Raw genomic sequence first — 16,284 nt, 5'->3', positions numbered from 1 at the left:
TCAGCGGTCTGGATTCACCCCCAACGCCCGCGCCACCAGGCTCGCGGTGTGGACCGGTTTCGCGGTGGACGCCTGGCGCACCTGGGTGCGGCAGCTGAAACCGTCGGCGACCACGGCGGTGCCTTCGGCGGCGGCGCGGACGGCGGGCAGGAGTTCCAGCTCGGCCACGGCCATCGACACCTCGTAGTGGCCCTTCTCGAAACCGAAGTTGCCCGCCAGGCCGCAGCAGCCGGACACCATCGACGCGGTCACCCCGGCCCGTTCCAGCAACTCCCGGTCGGCCGCAGTGCCGGACTCGGCGTACTGGTGGCAGTGCGGCTGCACGACGGCGGAACCGTTGGCGGGCAAGGGTTCCAGCAGGGGTGAGACGTGTTCGGCGAACGTGCGCACGGACTCCGCCAGGAGCTTGACGTCCGGGTCGTCGCCGGCCACCTCCAGCGCGTCGGAGCGCAGGAACGCGGTGCAGCTCGGCTCCAGCCCGACCACCGGCACGTTCGCGCTGGTCCACGGGCGCAGCACGCGGGCGGTCCGCTTGATCGTCCGGCGGGCCATGTCGAGCTGCCCGGTGGAGAACCACGTGAGCCCGCAGCACACGGCCTGCCGTGGCACCTCCACGGCCTGGCCGACGTGCCGCAGCACAGCCGTCGCGTCGTGCCCGATCCCCGGCTCGAAGTAGTTGGTGAACGTGTCCGGGAACAGCAACACCCGGTCATCTCCGGCTTCCGGCCGGAAAGACCGCTGGAACGTGCGGTGGGCGGGCGTGGGCAGCGGGCGTTCGGCCGCGACGCCGGCGAACCGGGCGAACCGGGACGTCACCCGGTTGACCAGGCCCATCCGCAGCCACAGCGGCAGCCAGCCCATCGAGTAGTGCGACAACGGCCGCGCCCGCCTCCGGTAGTGGTGGTGCAGGAACTCCGCCTTGTAGGTGGCCATGTCCACGTCCACCGGGCAGTCCCGCTTGCAGCCCTTGCAGCCCAGGCACAGGTCCAGCGCGTCCCGCACCTCGGTGGAGCGCCAGCCGTCGCGCACCACCTGGCCGCCCAGCATCTCGAACAGCAACCGCGCCCGGCCGCGCGTCGAGTGCTTCTCCTCGCGGGTCACCCGGTAGCTCGGGCACATCACGCCGCCGGAGGTGTTCAGGCACTTGCCGACGCCCACGCACCGCCGGGTCGCCGCCGCCAGGTCGCCCCCGTCGGCGTGCAGGGCGAGCGCCGCCCGGGTCGGGATCACCGGGGGCGCGACCACCACGCGCAGGTCGGCGTCCAGCGGCAGCGGGTCCACGATGCGGCCCGGGTTCATCCGGTTGTCCGGGTCGAACGCGCGCTTGAACCGGCCGAACGCCTCGATCGCCGCCTTCGGGTACATCCTGGTCAGCAGCTCGGACCGGGCCTGGCCGTCGCCGTGCTCGCCGGACAGCGACCCGCCGTGCGCCACGACGAGGTCCGCCGCGGCCTCCAGGAACTCCCGGTAGCCGCTGCGCAGGTCGAAGTCGATGCGCACGTGCAGGCAGCCCTCGCCGAAGTGCCCGTAGGTCACGCCGCGCCGGCCGTGGCCAGCCAGCAGGGCGTCGAACTCGCGCAGGTACGCGCCGAGCTTCGCGGGCGGGACCGCCGCGTCCTCCCACCCCGACCACGCCTCGCCGCCGTCGGCCATCCGGGTCGCCAGGCCCGCGCCGTCCTCCCGCACCCGCCACAGCGCCCGTTGCCGCGCCGGGTCGGTCACCACCACCGAGTGCGGGGCCAGCGCCGCCGCCGCGTGCGCGGTGTCCTCGTCGGCGGTCTCCACGAACAGCCAGCTCACGCCGCGCGGCAGCAGCAGCCGGGAGTCGCCCGCCGACTCGGCGAGCTTGACGTCGATGCCCTCGACGGCCAGCACGGGCAGGTCGCGCACGAGCGGGGCGTGGTCGGCGGCGTCGTACGGGCCGTCGAAGCCCAGGACGGCCAGCACCCGGCGCTTCGGGGCCTCGACGAGCTTCAGCGTCGCTCCCAGCACGGTCACGCACGTGCCCTCGGTGCCGACCAGCGCGCGGGCCAGGTCGGGCAGGGCGTCCAGCCGGTAGCCCGAGACGCGCCGGTCCAGCGCCGGGAACCACGACGGGTCGGCGTCGGGCAGGTCGAGGGCGGGTGGCGTGCGGGTGTCGAAGCGGCGGCCGTCGGGCAGCAGGACGTCCAGCGCGTGCACGTTGTCGCTGGTCTTGCCCCACGCCACCGAGTGCGCGCCGCACGCGTCGTTGCCGATCATGCCGCCGACCGTGCACCGCGAGTGCGTGGACGGGTCCGGCCCGAACACCAGGCCGTGCGGGCGGGCGGCGTCGTTGAGCCGGTCCAGCACCACACCGGGCTGCACGACGGCAGTCCTGGTCTCGGGGTCGATCGAGATCACCCGGTCGAGGTACCGGGAGAAGTCGACGACCAGGCCCGACCCGGCCGAGTTGCCCGCGACGGACGTCCCCGCGCCACGGTTCGTGATCGGCACGTCGAACTCCGCCGCCACCGCGACCGCCGCGATCGCGTCGTCCACCGACCGGGGCCGCACGACGACCCGCGGCACGTGCCGGTAGTTGGAGGCGTCCACCGAGTACAGCGCGCGGCTGGCGGGGTCGGCGAGGACGTCGCCGTCGACGGCGGCGCGCAGTTGTTCCACGAATCCGGTCACCCGGCCGATTGTGATCCACCCCGGCCCGTGGTGGCGTACCTGGCGGTAGGAGATAGCCTCGCCCCGCATCAACCAGCAGCGATGGGAGCAGGGCGTGTCGAGGTCCGTACTGGTCACCGGCGGCAACCGGGGCATCGGTCTGGCGATCGCGCAGGCGTTCGCCGCACAGGGGGACAAGGTCGCGGTGACCCACCGGGGCTCGGGCTCGCCCGAGGGCCTGCTGGGCGTCAAGTGCGACGTCACCAGCGCCGCCGAGGTGGACGCCGCGTTCGCCGAGGTCGAGGCCGCGCACGGCCCGGTCGAGGTGCTGATCGCCAACGCCGGCATCACCGACGACACCCTGCTGCTGCGGATGACCGACGAGCAGTTCACCCGCGTCCTGGACGCCAACCTGACCGGCGCGTTCCGGGTGGCGCAGCGCGCGTCCAAGGGCATGTTGCGCAAGCGCTACGGCCGGATCGTGTTCATCTCGTCCGTGGTCGGCCTGATGGGCAGCGCCGGCCAGGTCAACTACGCGGCCAGCAAGGCCGGTCTGGTGGGCGTGGCCCGTTCGATCGCCCGCGAACTGGGATCGCGCAACATCACCGCGAACGTCGTCGCGCCCGGCTTCATCACCACGGACATGACCGACGCGCTGCCCGAGGAGCGCCGCAAGCAGATCCTCGCCCAGGTGCCCGCCGGCCGGTACGGCACCACCGAGGAGATCGCGTCCGCCGTCACCTTCCTGGCCTCCGACGCCGCCGCCTACATCACCGGCGCGGTGCTGCCGGTCGACGGCGGCCTCGGCATGGGCCACTGAACCCCCTCATCACCAACTCTCGGAGGAAACACACGTGACGGGTCTGCTCGAAGGCAAGCGGCTGCTGGTCACCGGGGTGATCACCGACGCGTCGATCGCCTTCCACGTGGCCAAGGTCGCCCAGGAGCAGGGCGCCCAGGTGGTGCTCACCGGTTTCGGCCGGCTGAGCCTGGTGGAGCGGATCGCGAAGCGGCTGCCGCAGCCCGCGCCCGTGGTCGAACTGGACGTGCAGAACCAGGAGCACCTGGACACGCTGGCCGACCGGGTCCGCGAGCACGTGGACGGCCTCGACGGCGTCGTGCACGCCATCGGCTACGCCCCGCCGTCGTGCCTGGGCGCGCCGTTCATGGACGCGCCGTGGGAGGACGTCGCCACCGCGATGCACGTCTCGGCGTACTCGTACAAGTCCCTGGTCCAGGCCACCCTGCCGCTGCTGGGCCGGGGCGCGTCGGTCGTCGGCCTGGACTTCGACGCCCGCCAGGCGTGGCCCGCCTACAACTGGATGGGCGCGGCGAAGGCGGCGTTCGAGTCCATCAACCGCTACCTGGCCCGCGACCTCGGTCCGCAGGGCATCCGGGTCAACCTGGTCTCGGCCGGCCCGGTGCGCACGATGGCGGCGAAGTCCATCCCGGGCTTCGCGGACCTGGAGGCGATGTGGGGCGAGAAGGCCCCGCTGGGCTGGGACGTCAACGACCCGACCCCGGTCGCCCAGTCCGTGTGCGGCCTGCTGTCCGACTGGTTCCCGGCCACCACGGGCTCCATGGTCTTCGTGGACGGCGGCGTGCACTTCCTCGGGCTGTAGTTCGGCCCGACCGGGTCGGCGTGCGGTTGATCACGCCGACCCGGTTGTGCGTCGTTCAGCGGGCAGCGCGAGGATGGGGCCCGTGAGTTACGACGCGCTGCTCTGGCTGTCCTTCGGGGGACCGGAAGGGCCTGAGGACGTCCGGCCCTTCCTGGAGAACGTGACGCGGGGCCGTGGTGTCCCGCCTGAACGGCTGGACGAGGTCGAGCAGCACTACCTGCACTTCGGCGGGGTGTCGCCGATCAACGCGCTCAACCGCGAGGCCATCGCCGCCGTCGAGCCGCTGGTGGACCTGCCGATCTACTTCGGCAACCGCAACTGGCACCCGATGGTCGAGGACACCCTCGCCGAGATGAAGGCCGCCGGGGTGCGGCGCGCGCTGGTGTTCCCGACCAGTGCTTATGGCGGCTACTCCGCGTGCCGGCAGTACGACGAGGACATCCTGCGGGCCCGCGCCGCCGTGCCGGACGCGCCCGAACTGGTGAAGCTGCGGCAGTTCTTCGACCACCCGCTGTTCGTCGAGTCGTTCGCGGAGGCGGTCCGGGTCGCGGGTGAGGCGTTCGACGACTACCGGTTGGTGTTCACCGCGCACTCGGTGCCGGTGTCGGCCGACAAGGCCGCGGGGCCGCCTTCCGAGGGCGGGCACCGGTACTCGCGGCAGGTGGAGGAGGCGTCGAGGCTGGTGGCTTCGGCGCTGTCGATCGCCGAGTACGACGTGGTGTGGCAGTCGCGGTCCGGGCCGCCGCGGATCCCGTGGCTGGAGCCGGACATCGTCGACCACATCGAGGCGTTGCACGGGCGCGGTGTGCGGAACGTCGTCGTGTGTCCCATCGGGTTCGTCAGCGACCACCTGGAAGTGGTGTGGGACCTGGACACCGAGGCGCGGGACCGCGCCGCCGAGTTGGGGATGGGCTTCGCGCGCGCGGCCACGCCCAACGGTGATCCCCGGTTCGCTTCGCTTGTCGCGGAGTTGGTGGCCGAGATGACGTCCGGTGCTCCGGCACGCAAGCTTTCGTCCTTCACCGCCGCCGGGTGCACGGTGAACGGTGAGCCGTGCGCGCCGCTGTGCTGCGAGCCCGCGAAGAGGCCGGCGCGGTGAGCGCGGAGACTGGCGCGACCAGTGTGGACTTCACGTGGTCGCCGCGTCCGTCGGATTGGCGACAGGCGCTGCGCACCGCCGTTCCGCTGTACCGGTGGGCGCCGTGGTTCGGGTTGGCGCTGGGCGTGTTCGGCGTCGTGGTGCTGTTCATGGGCATGACGTGGGCCGGGGTCTTCGGCCTGGCGCTGGCTGTGATCATCATCGCACTGGTCCCCATCGGCACCGCCGTCAACTTCCACAACCACCCACTCGCGGCGAAGACCGTCACCGGTTCGGCGGACGCGCATTCGTTGCGCATGTCGGTCGGTGAGGCGGCGCGCAGTGAGCTGGACTGGTCGGACCTGCCGGGCTGGTCTGAGACCGGCGGCGTGTTCGTGCTGAAGACGGCGACGACCGCCATGTACGCGGTGCCGCACCGCGCGTTCACCGGTTCGGACGACGTGGACCGCTTCCGAACCCTGCTGGTGGAACACGTCGGCCCAGTCGCCTGAGGTGGCCGGCCCTCTGGACTGTCGGGGCGCGCGCGTAGTGTTGGATGCCGTGTCCTGTGCGAGTGCGACGATGGTCGTGTGGACGTCCGCCTGGTTGAACGGAGCGGCGGCGGCCGACGACGTCCTGGACGCCCTGGGGTTCTGGGCGGAGCTGCACGAGGTGGTCGCCGACGACGACGGCACCGCCACCGCCCTCGACCTGCCGGGCCCGGACGAGACCCCGGTGGGCGCGGCCCTGCTGCTCGCCGCCCTGCGCCGGGCGTCGGCCGGTTCGGCGCGGCTCGTGCTGCCGGTCGCCGGTGACGTCCGGGGGCTGGGCGGGCGCGGCCCGTTGAGCGCGAGCGCGGTGCGCGCGGGACAGGCGGTCGTGCTGCCGGAGGTCGGCGTCGGCCTGGTGCCGCGCCTGGTGGCCGAGGGCGTGCTGCGCTGGACGGTGTTCGACCTGCCCACCGTGACCCCGGCCGAGCACGTGCCGATCGGCGAGGCGGAGCACGGCCTGGCGTCCGCGATGCGCGAGGCGGCCACCGCCCTGGTCACCCTCGACGTGGCCCGCCACCGCCCGAACGTCCGCGAGGAGATCGCGGAACTGTCCAACCTGCACACCAAACTCCGCTGGCCCACCGGCATGCCACCGCGCGCACTGCGGGTCCTCCAACGGGCCGCCGAGGTCGCCGCGATCCTCCAGGTCGCCGCCTCCGACGCCCCCGGCGGCGCCATGTCCGCCTCCGCCCAAACCGCCCGCGCCGAGGCCCTGCGCCCGTTGTCCGACGCGGTCCGCCGGGCGCGGCTCGCGGCGGTCGACGAGGCGGTGCGGGTGCTGTCCGACCAAGCGGCCGGACGGCACTAGGCCTTTCGCGCGTTTCCTTCGTCTTTTCGGTTGCGGCCCATTTCGGTGCCTCAATTCGACATTCGTACAACTGTGTGCGAATAACGGCTGGTCGCGGGCTCGGAATCGGAACGGTCGCGCACGGACTGTGAATGAACCCCTCGTCAACGTGATGTGTCGTGGGTTACGGTACGTCTGGGAGCGCTCCCAGTCCCCAATCCCCGGTTCCGGCTCACCGTTGAGCCCACGACCCATCTGGGAGCGTTCCCAGACGACGATTTGCTCGCAAGGAGGCGATGCATGAGTCCGCGCACATTCCTCCGGTCCCGCAAGGCGGCCGGAGCGATGGCGGTGGTGTCGGTGACCGCGCTGTCGGCGGCGGCGGTCGTGGTTGGAGGCACCACGGCCAGCGCCGCTCCCGGCTGTCGGGTCGACTACACCATCACGAGCCAGTGGCAGGGCGGTTTCGGGGCCAATGTCACGGTCACCAACCTCGGGGACGCGATCTCCGGTGGCTGGACGTTGGACTGGGACTTCGCCGCGGGGCAGACGGTCCAGCAGGGGTGGAACGGTCGGTTCAGCCAGTCCGGCACGAAGGTGACGGTCCGCAACCCGGAGTGGTCGGCGACGTTGGGCACCGGCGCTTCGGTCACGCCCGGCTTCAACGGCTCCTGGACCGGCTCGAACCCGAAGCCGACCCAGTTCCGGCTGAACGGGACGGTCTGCACCGGCACGGTGACGACAACGACCACGACCACCACCACCACCACGACGACCACCACGAGCACCACCACGACCACCACGAACCCGAACCCGGGGACGCGGGTGGACAACCCGTACGTGGGCGCCGGCGTGTACGTCAACCCGCAGTGGCAGCGGCAGGCCGCCGCCGAGCCGGGTGGTTCGCGGATCGCCAACCAGCCGACCGGCGTCTGGATGGACCGGATCAGCGCGATCGACGGCAACGGTTCGCCGACCACCGGCAGCATGGGCCTGGCCGACCACCTGAACGAGGCGGAGCGCCAGCGCGCCGCGTCGCCCACCGGTGAGCTGGTCTTCCAGGTCGTCATCTACAACCTGCCGGGCCGCGACTGCGCGGCGCTGGCGTCCAACGGCGAACTCAAGCCCGACGAGTTGCCGCGCTACAAGGCCGAGTACATCGACAAGATCGCGGGCATCCTGGCCCGGCCGGAGTACGCGCGGCTGCGGATCGTGGCGGTCATCGAGATCGACTCGCTGCCCAACCTGGTCACCAACGTCACGCCGCGCGCGACGGCCACGCCGCAGTGCGACGTGATGAAGGCGAACCAGAACTACCAGAACGGCGTGGCGTACGCGGTGTCCAAGCTCGGCGACATCCCGAACGTCTACAACTACCTGGACTCCGGCCACCACGGCTGGATCGGTTGGGGCGACACGGTTCCCGAGTACGACAACTTCTACGCCTCGGCGAAGATGATGGCGACGATCCTGGGCCGCGAGGGCGCGACCAAGGCCGACGTGCACGGCTTCATCACCAACACGGCGAACTACTCCGCGCTGGAGGAGCCGTACTGGACGGTGGACGACGTGGTCGGCGGCCAGCCGGTGAAGCAGGCCTCGAAGTGGGTCGACTGGAACGACTTCAACGGTGAATTGGGCTTCGCCACGGCGTTCCGGGCCGAACTGGTCAAGCAGGGCTTCGACAGCGGCATCGGCATGCTGATCGACACGTCCCGCAACGGCTGGGGCGGCGCGAACCGCCCGACCGGCAAGTCGACCTCGACCAACGCGGCCGAGTACGTCGACCAGTCCCGCATCGACCGCCGCATCCAGAAGGGCAACTGGTGCAACCAGAGCGGTGCGGGTCTCGGCGAGCGCCCGAAGGCCGCGCCCAAGCCCAACATCGACGCCTACGTCTGGATCAAGCCGCCGGGCGAGTCCGACGGCGCGAGCAAGGAGATCCCGAACAACGAGGGCAAGGGCTTCGACCGGATGTGCGACCCCACGTACACCGGCAACCCCCGCAACGGCAACAACCTGTCGGGCGCCCTCCCTGACGCCCCGCTCTCGGGCCACTGGTTCTCCGCCCAGTTCCAGGAGCTGATGCGCAACGCCTACCCGCCGCTATCCTGACGGGTTGACGCGAACCCCCGTGGGCGGTGCCCTCCAGGCACCGCCCACGGGCTGTATACAGGTCGGGTGACCGACGACCGCACGAACTGGTGGCTGGGCCTGGTCCAATCGTTCAACACCCGCATCTACGACACCAAGCGCGACCCGGTCGAGCGGGCGGTGTGGGCGGACATCAGCGCCGGCGTGCTCGGCATCGCCCTGGACACCGGCGGACTCGACGAGCGGGAGGTCACTCTCCGCCTCCTCACCCTCTGCCACCACGCCGCAGCTCTCGGAGATCCGCCCGCCCGCCTCGACCCGGACACGTTGGCCCGCCGCGGCCTGGCCCTGATTCCGCTACCCCGCGAGGAAGCGGTGCGCCGGGCCGCGAACTGGCGCGACCGGCCGATCGAGGAGATCCGAAACCTCCGCAACGCCAAGAACGTCACCGGCGCCCTCGACCGCATCGCCCACCACATCCGAGACCCCGACCTCCAGCACGAGGTCCGGGCGTGGGCGGCCGTTCGTGACCAACTGCCGTGACACCACCGCTTTCACGGCGGCAGGACGTCCGCCAACCCGGCCAGTTCGTCGTCGTCGAGCGGCCGGAGGTGGGCCAGCGCGTTCCGGGCGTCGCGCAAGCGGAACAGCAACTGTTTGTCCACTGTGGACAGACGCACCCGCGACGTCTGGGCGGCCCACGCCATCGCGCCCAGTTCGAGGACCGTGCGCCGATCCGCTTCATGGCCGGGCGGGGCGGTGCCGCGGGACATCTCGGCCAGCACCGCGAGGCTGGCCCGCGAACGGACCCTGGCCTCCAAACGTGCCCGGTGCGCGTCGATCAGCGGGGTCAGCGCCCGGTTCTGCCCGCGCCACACCAGGGTCGCCAGGTCGACCGGCGTGGGTGCGCCGCCGACCGGGGTCAGCCGGAGTTGACCGTCCCAGTAGTCCGCGAGTCCCGCGTTCCAAGCCGGCCGCAGCTCCGCCGGCGGGCGCTCCGGGCTCCCGCGCACGTGCCGCAGGTCGCGCGGCAGGTCCACCTCTCCTTCGTGCGTGAACGCCTTCAGGTGCTCGGGCAGGGTGGCCACCAGGCCGTCCCAGCCCGTGGCCAGGAAAGCGGCCAGCGCGAGGTTCGGTCCGGCGACCTCCACCACCACCTCGGCGGCCACCAGGTCGCGCACGAAGTCAGCCCGGCGGGGCGGTCGTGCGGTGGCCGCGACGACGGCGGTGTCGAGCCGGCCGCAGGCGGCCCACCACCAGTGCACGCGGGTGGTCACGGGGTCCAGGCCGTCCAGCAGCCGCACCGGCAGGTCCGCGGTGCGGGCGGCGACCAGGACCCGGGGCCGTTCGCCCGGCGGCAGACCGCGTTGCTTCGCGTCGGCGGGGAGCCTCGTGAGCAGCGACCCCACATCTTCGGGGTCGTTCTCCTCCCACGCGCACAGGACGATCACCCGGCCGTGCAACGCGCCCCGCAGGGCGAGTTCCCCCAACGGGTCGTCGGGCATCTCCTCCTCGCCCATACAACCGGTCCACAACCGTTGGGCGACCGTGGACGTGCTCTCCACACCGCTCTCCGGCGGCGACTCCAGCGGCCAGTCCCAGTCGAACACGCCCAGCGTCGTGCGCGCCCACGCCGGCACGTCCACCGGCACCTCCACCGGAGAGGACCTGGGCGTCGCGCGGCGCTTGCGGCGGGACTCGGGCGCGGGCACCCGGACGGCGTCCGGCCGCGACTCCAGCACCCCGAGGAGGTCGTCGGCGTCGCCCGCGTCGACGAGCGCGTCGGGGACCAGCCAGACGCAGCTCCACCCGTCGTCGAGGTCCGTCGCCACCGCCCGCAGGTGGCGCGCCGGACCGGGGAGGGAGTCCAGCGGCACCGCGCCCGCGTTCATGCGCTGTCGCGGAGTGTGGTGGTGCAGCGGTGCAGCACCCGGTCCAGCGCGACGCCGTCGACGCCCTCGTCGAGCACGCCGAACCGGGCCAGCTCCTCGAGGAACTCACTGGTCGTGGCCAGGTCCAGGTCCAGGGCCGCGGCGACGTCGACGGGGGGCAGGGGCTCGCCGGGGTCCACGTACGAGGCCCACTTGTCGACGCGCGCGAGCGCGGTGCTCGTCAGCTCCGTCCGGGTGAGGAACGCGGCGGCCCACTGCGGGTCCGCCTGCAGCTTCAGCACCCGGTCCAGCGCCTGCGCCTGGGTCGCGCCCCGCACCTCCACGTTGGCGATGACCTCCTCGACCAGTTCGATCCACCCGCCGGTGGCGTCGATGAGCCGCACCCGGGCCTGGACGACGTCGAACGGGCACTCCGGCCAACTGCGCAGGCTGCTGGAGGTCCACCGCGCCGGCTGCACCACCTCGACCCCCGCCAGGGCCGCCACCTGGTCGGCGACCTCGGGCTTGACCAGCACGGCGGAGGCGGGCTTCTCCTTCAGCAGGCGCGCGACGACCTGGTTGACCTCGGTGAACGGCAGCTCGCGCAGGTCTGCCACCAGCACGGTCGCCTTCTTCCGGCGCGCGGCGTTGGTGACCGCCTTGGCGATGTCGGCGGCCGTCGCGTAGACCTCGACCTTGCTGCCCCGCAGTTCGGCGTAGTCCTTGATCGCGTCCGCGACCCGTTCCACTCCCGACGCGACCGTGCCGGTGACGACGGACGTCACGCCGCCCGCGGTCAGCTCGAACAGCTGCCCGTCGGTCAGCGGGCTGCGCCGCTTGAAGGGTTCGGTGCCCAGCAGCCGGCGGGCGTCGCGCGGGTTGTACTCGTAGGGCAGGTCGAAGTCGGTCTCCGCGAGTTCCCGCAGCAGGTCCGCCTTGGTGCCGAGCATGTTCACCACGTTCGGGCTGCGCACTGCGTAGCGGGCCTGGCCGGACAGCCGGATGAGCAGGCCCAGGCCCACCATCTCGTCCAGGTAGATGCGCACCTGCGACACGGTGAGGTCGTCGAACCCGGCCGCCCAGTGCAGGCGCGTCTCCTCCAGCAGTTCCTCGGGCCCGTAGTCGGCGCCGAAGCTGTCGTTGAGGCTGAGCACCGCGATGACGAGGGTCAGGACGCGGTACCGGTCCTCGAGGTTGATCGTGATCCGCAGCCGTTCGGCGATGCGCGCGCGGACGTGGTCGCTGGCCGCCACCGCCTCGACGTCGGCCTCCCGGATCGGCACCGGCAGCTCCAGCGACTGCGCCACCCGGTCGTGCAGCGTGCGCACCAGGTCCTGGCAGAAGATCTGGATCAGGCTCGCCTGGTAGTTGGTCGCCGACAGCAGCCGCCACACCAGTTCCGGCCGCTCGAACCGGTACCCGAGCGCGGCCAGCGGCGCGACGACGAGCCGGCGCGCGTCGGCCGGGTCCAGCGGGCCGACGAGGATGTCCGGTCCGCCGTGCACCAGCGGCACGTTGGACAGGTGGCCGAACCGCTGCACCTGGTGCAGACCGGCGAACACGATCTTGAACCGCCGTTCGGTGGACTCCATGAGTTCCTTGAGCCGCAACACGTTCGGGAAGTGCGCGACCCCGCCACCCTCGGACTTGACCCCGCGCGAGTCGGCGGTCAGGAACGCGTCGGCCTCGTCCGCGAGCAGCAGCAGCCGCCGGTTGGAGTTGTGGTTGAGCCACGCCTTCACGTGGTTGACCACCACGTCCGGCGGCGGGTCCTGGGACATGCTCTCGGGCAGCACGCCGCGCTGCTTCAGCTCGACCGCGAGTTCGCGCCAGATCCGGGACGCCGGTTCGGCTTCCCCGATGCCCTTGCCCTTCAGGTCGAGGTACACGGCGTGGCGCAGCCCGCCCTCGTTGAACGTCGCCTCCACCCGCCGCAGCAGCGCCGACTTGCCCAACTGGCGACCGCCGTAGATGAACAGCCCGCCGTTCGGGTCCACCACCTCGGCCATCTCGCGGTCGCGGCCGACGAACACCTCCGGCGGCACCAGGCCGGCGACGAACGGCGTGTACGGGTTGAGCGCCGTCCAGGGCAGGGTGACGCGCTGGGTGGCGCGCCAGGAACCCGGGGCGTTGGCCGCGACCCAGCCCACGACGGCGGGGTCGACCACGAGCGCCTGGACCGAGCCGCGATCGGCCTCCGCCGCGAGCGCGCGCCGCGCCGGGAGGTCCATGGCGTACAGGTAGAGCAGGACGTTCGCCCGCCCGGTGTCCTCCATGCCCAGCACGTCGAGCACCGACCGCCGACCCCGGCGCTCCTCGGTGATCACCACGACGTTGTACTGGTTCGCCGCCGAACCCAGGGTCGAGACGTACGAGCTGTCGGTCGGCGTGCCCTGCACGCGGAACCTGCGGAACCCCTGGCGCGTGCCCCGCCCGATCTCCTGCGGCCGGCTCGGGGCCTGCAGGCCGAGCACCCGGAGGATGCTGTGGACCGAGTTCGCCAGCCGGTCCCCGGCCAGGCCCTGCGGGTTCTTCAGCGAGTCCCACGCGTGGACGCCCGCGGTCGCGAGCGGCGTCAGCGTCGCGCCGCGGGCGGCCAGCTCGGCCCAGGCCTGCGCGCTGTCGCCGGGCGCGGGCCCGCCGCGCGCGACGCCCGCCGTCACCAGGTCGGCGAACGCGCCGAGGTCGTCGGGCGCGTCGGTGACCTGGTCGGGCAGCGACTTGCCCGCCCGCACGAACGCGAGGAACTCGGCCGCCGTGACCGTGTCGCCGTCCGCGAGCAGCGCGAGGATCCGTTCGCGGCCCGCGACACCGACGTCCAGGGACGTGATCTCGGCACGCAGCTCGTCGATGCGGGACCCGTGCTTGGCGGCCAGTTCCCCGGCGAGGTCTTCGAGGCTCTTCGCCGCCACGTCGAACGCGCCGTCCTCGACGGTCGCGAGTGCCTGGAGGCGGCCCGCGACGGTGGTCTCGTCGACCGGGTCGAGGAGGTTCTGCGTGCGGATCCGCGCGAACAGGTCGCTCGCGCGGTCGAAGTCCGACCGGTGCCGCTTGACCCACGACGCCGTCGCGCGGTCGAGCAACTGGCGCAACGGCTCGACGTCGACGTCCCCGCCCCAGGCGCCGGCCGCGGCGAGGTCGACGACGCGTCGGGCGCGCAGGAGGTCGCCGCGCTCGCAGTAGGCGGACACCGCGCCGGGCACGTCGGGCGGCCGGACCAGTTCGGCCAGCGCGGCGCTGGTGCGCGGGTCCTCCCGGTCGGGCCGGCCCGCGGCGTCGCGCGGCAGGTCGGGCAGGATGAGCAGGACGTCGGGACCGGGTTCGGCCGAGGTCGCGTCGCCGTCGAGGGCGTACCCGCCGAGGACGGCGTCCTTCGGCCGCGCGAGCCACTGGCGGAACAGCGACATCGCCACGCCGACCATGCCGGGCGGGGGTTCCTCGCCCTCGACGTCGGCCAGGGCGCGGGACAGCCGCGCGGCCAGGCTGAGGTCGTCCGACTCCGCCGCGGTCAGCCGCTTGCTCACCACGTCCGCCTCGCGCACCACCTCCCGGACCTCGTCGATCGCCCGGACGAGCGTGCGCAGGGCGCTGGCCACGATGGGTTCCCTGGCCTGCTTGGGCGTGCGCATGGCGGCGTCGGCCGCCTCGATCATCGTCTGGACCGCGTCGTGCGCGGTCAACCGGTCGAGGACGGCGGCGATCGCCCGGCCGTCCCCGCCTTCCGACCACGTCACGACCGCGTCCAGCGCGGTGGACAGCGGCTGGCCGGGCAGCATCAGCCGCTGGAGCACGCGGGTAGCCCGCTGGTAGGGGTTCTTGCGGCGGGGCAGTTCCTCGGCGAGGTTGCGCGCGCGCCGGCCGAGTTCCGCGCGGGTCTCGTCGGAGCGCGAGTCGATCAGCAGCGAGCCGGCGCCGTCGTCGATGGGCAGGCCGCGGCGGACGGCGTCGATGGCGGTGTCGACCAGCGCGCCCCACCGCGCGGGCAGGACGAGGCCGTTGCGCAGGCCGGTCAGCACGGAGTGCCCCCAACCCGCCAGCAGACCCGCGCGCAGGGCGGCGGTCGTGGCGAGGGCGGTGGCGTCGGGATCGCCGACGAGGTCCTGGACGTCGAGGTCCAGGCCGGCGAGGACGGCCGTCGCGTCGGCGTTGTTGGTGACGGCGAACGCCATGGCGGCGAATCGCATCGTGGCGGTGCGGCGGTCCGGTTCGGCCGACACCGCCGTCACCCAGTAGGCCTCGACGAGCCGACCGGCCGAGGCCAACTCGACCGCCAGCGGCGGACTGCCCTCCTCCCACGGGAACCCGAGCGCCATGTCGTTGACCTCGGCCGGCTCGGCGACCTCGGCCGGTGGCGGATCAGCTTGCGGGGGCGGCGCCGCCGGTCGGGTCGCCGGCACCGCTTCGACGGTTGCGGGCACCGGCTCCGCTTCGACGGTCGCGGGCACCGGCTCGGCGTCGGCGGTCTCGGGCACCGGCTCGGCGTCGGTGGTCTCCGGCGCCTGCACCGGGTCGACCTCGGGAACGGCGACCGGCGGTTCGAGCCGGCCCAGCGCCGCCAGCAACTCGTCGCGCGCGGACTTGAGCGAGGCGAAGGCCACGCCGTGGTTGGCGCTGAGCATGGACTCGACCGCGGCGAGCTGCTGCTCCAGGTCGGCACGTCGAGCCGCGTGCGCCGACTCGGCCTCCCACAGCGCCGCCTGCTCCTCCGCCGCGCGTCGGCGTGCGGCCCGCGCCTCGGTGATGGCGTCGGACAGGGCCGTGAAGTCGGCATCGGGCGGGACCTCGATCTCGGCGGCCACCGCGTCGAGCAGTTCGCGCCGCCGGTCGTGGAACCGCCGCAGCGCCGCGTCGACGCCGTCGGGTGCGGCCGTCCCGGTCTCGACGGCGTCCCCGGCCCGGCGCAGCAGCGCGGCCGTGTCGGCGGCGAGGGCGCGGACCTCGTCGAGCCGGGCCACGAGCGGGTCGACCTCGTCGCTCGCGGACGGCTCGGTCGTGGGATCGGTGAGAAGCCCGGGTTCCATGGATTCCCTTGTCGAGTCTTCGTCGGTGTCGCTGTCCCGGTCGTGGACGGCATTGCGGATGAGCGGAGGTGTGCGCGGCGCGGTGATGAGCGCGGCTTCCAGTTCCGCCCTGCGCCGGGTGGCCAACGGGGTCGCTTGCGCGTTGCCGAGCAGCAAACCGAACAGCACCAGCCGACCGAACTGCTTTCCCAGCGACGTGAGCATCGCGCGGAGTTGGTCGAGGTCGGGCTCGGCGATCGCGGACCGGTCGAACCGCCGCTGCGCCAGGAGCACCCGGGTGGCCAGTGACAGCGCGCCGATGGCCAGGTCCTCCAGGACGTACGACGGCGCTTTCGCGAGGTGCGCCCGGGCCGCCAGGATCTCCCGCCGGATCGGCGCCCGGGCGTCCTTGGCGGACGGTGGCATCTGCGCGGCGAAGCGGAGCGGGTCGCACACCGCGAGCAGCACGCTGAAGTCGGCGTCGTTCAGCGACGCGAGCCATTTCCGCAGTTCCACGACCAGATCGGCGGTCACGGGAGGTACTCATACCCCAGAACTCGGTTAACTCCTTCGAGCGATGGCCGATTGTGAGGCGGTACGCCGATATCTCACTCGGACAGCGCAATGAATCACGCAAATCCCGCAAA

At 72.5% G+C, this 16,284-nt stretch carries 10 protein-coding genes; 7 read left to right on the top strand and 3 right to left on the bottom strand.

Annotated features, from left to right (window positions below; all coding sequences use genetic code 11):
• Positions 1–2,724, bottom strand: a complete 2,724-nt coding sequence (locus RIN75_RS05970) for an FAD-binding and (Fe-S)-binding domain-containing protein (RefSeq protein WP_375295915.1) — start codon at positions 2,722–2,724, stop codon at positions 1–3.
• Positions 2,725–2,749: 25 nt separating this feature from the next.
• On the opposite strand from RIN75_RS05970, the gene fabG reads away from it, so the two are divergent.
• From fabG to RIN75_RS05935, 7 genes are all read left to right on the top strand, one after another.
• Positions 2,750–3,454, top strand: coding sequence for a 3-oxoacyl-[acyl-carrier-protein] reductase (fabG, locus tag RIN75_RS05965; RefSeq protein WP_309110753.1), 705 nt, complete (start codon positions 2,750–2,752; stop codon positions 3,452–3,454).
• Between the two features lie 34 nt (positions 3,455–3,488).
• Positions 3,489–4,256: an enoyl-ACP reductase FabI gene (gene fabI, locus RIN75_RS05960; protein ID WP_309110752.1), complete on the top strand. Its 768-nt coding sequence runs from the start codon at positions 3,489–3,491 to the stop codon at positions 4,254–4,256.
• Positions 4,257–4,338: 82 nt separating this feature from the next.
• A complete protein-coding gene (locus RIN75_RS05955) occupies positions 4,339–5,355 on the top strand; it encodes a ferrochelatase (RefSeq protein ID WP_309110751.1) in 1,017 nt (338 codons plus the stop codon).
• Positions 5,352–5,846 carry a YcxB family protein gene (locus RIN75_RS05950; protein WP_309110750.1) on the top strand — a complete coding sequence of 165 codons (495 nt, stop codon included), beginning with the start codon at positions 5,352–5,354 and terminating at the stop codon, positions 5,844–5,846. The genes RIN75_RS05955 and RIN75_RS05950 overlap by 4 nt, the downstream gene beginning before the upstream one ends.
• Before the next feature lie 70 nt (positions 5,847–5,916).
• Entirely contained in the window at positions 5,917–6,693 is a 777-nt protein-coding gene (locus RIN75_RS05945; protein WP_375295920.1) for a hypothetical protein, read from the top strand.
• A gap of 279 nt (positions 6,694–6,972) precedes the next feature.
• Complete coding sequence (locus RIN75_RS05940; protein WP_309110748.1) at positions 6,973–8,787, top strand: glycoside hydrolase family 6 protein; 1,815 nt, start codon at positions 6,973–6,975, stop codon at positions 8,785–8,787.
• A 66-nt stretch (positions 8,788–8,853) separates the two neighbouring features.
• Positions 8,854–9,309: a hypothetical protein gene (locus RIN75_RS05935; RefSeq protein WP_309110747.1), complete on the top strand. Its 456-nt coding sequence runs from the start codon at positions 8,854–8,856 to the stop codon at positions 9,307–9,309.
• Positions 9,310–9,320: 11 nt separating this feature from the next.
• Here RIN75_RS05935 and RIN75_RS05930 read toward each other — a convergent pair whose 3' ends face one another.
• Entirely contained in the window at positions 9,321–10,658 is a 1,338-nt protein-coding gene (locus RIN75_RS05930) for a hypothetical protein (protein ID WP_309110746.1), read from the bottom strand.
• Entirely contained in the window at positions 10,655–16,171 is a 5,517-nt protein-coding gene (locus tag RIN75_RS05925; protein WP_309110745.1) for a hypothetical protein, read from the bottom strand. Before RIN75_RS05925 ends, RIN75_RS05930 begins: the two co-directional genes overlap by 4 nt.
• Between the last annotated feature and the right edge of the window lie 113 nt (positions 16,172–16,284).

The organism is Saccharothrix sp. (assembly GCF_031180885.1).
Lineage (GTDB): Bacteria > Actinomycetota > Actinomycetes > Mycobacteriales > Pseudonocardiaceae > Actinosynnema.
Note: the sequence above shows the minus strand (reverse complement) of the source record. Positions and strands in the feature narration are given on the sequence as shown.

Coding starts and splice junctions, on each gene's coding strand:
- RIN75_RS05940 (WP_309110748.1), top strand. CDS start 6,973: ATGAGTCCGCGCACATTCCTCCGGTCCCGCAAGGCGGCCGGAGCGATG.
- RIN75_RS05930 (WP_309110746.1), bottom strand. CDS start 10,658: ATGAACGCGGGCGCGGTGCCGCTGGACTCCCTCCCCGGTCCGGCGCGC.
- RIN75_RS05970 (WP_375295915.1), bottom strand. CDS start 2,724: ATGCGGGGCGAGGCTATCTCCTACCGCCAGGTACGCCACCACGGGCCG.
- RIN75_RS05945 (WP_375295920.1), top strand. CDS start 5,917: ATGGTCGTGTGGACGTCCGCCTGGTTGAACGGAGCGGCGGCGGCCGAC.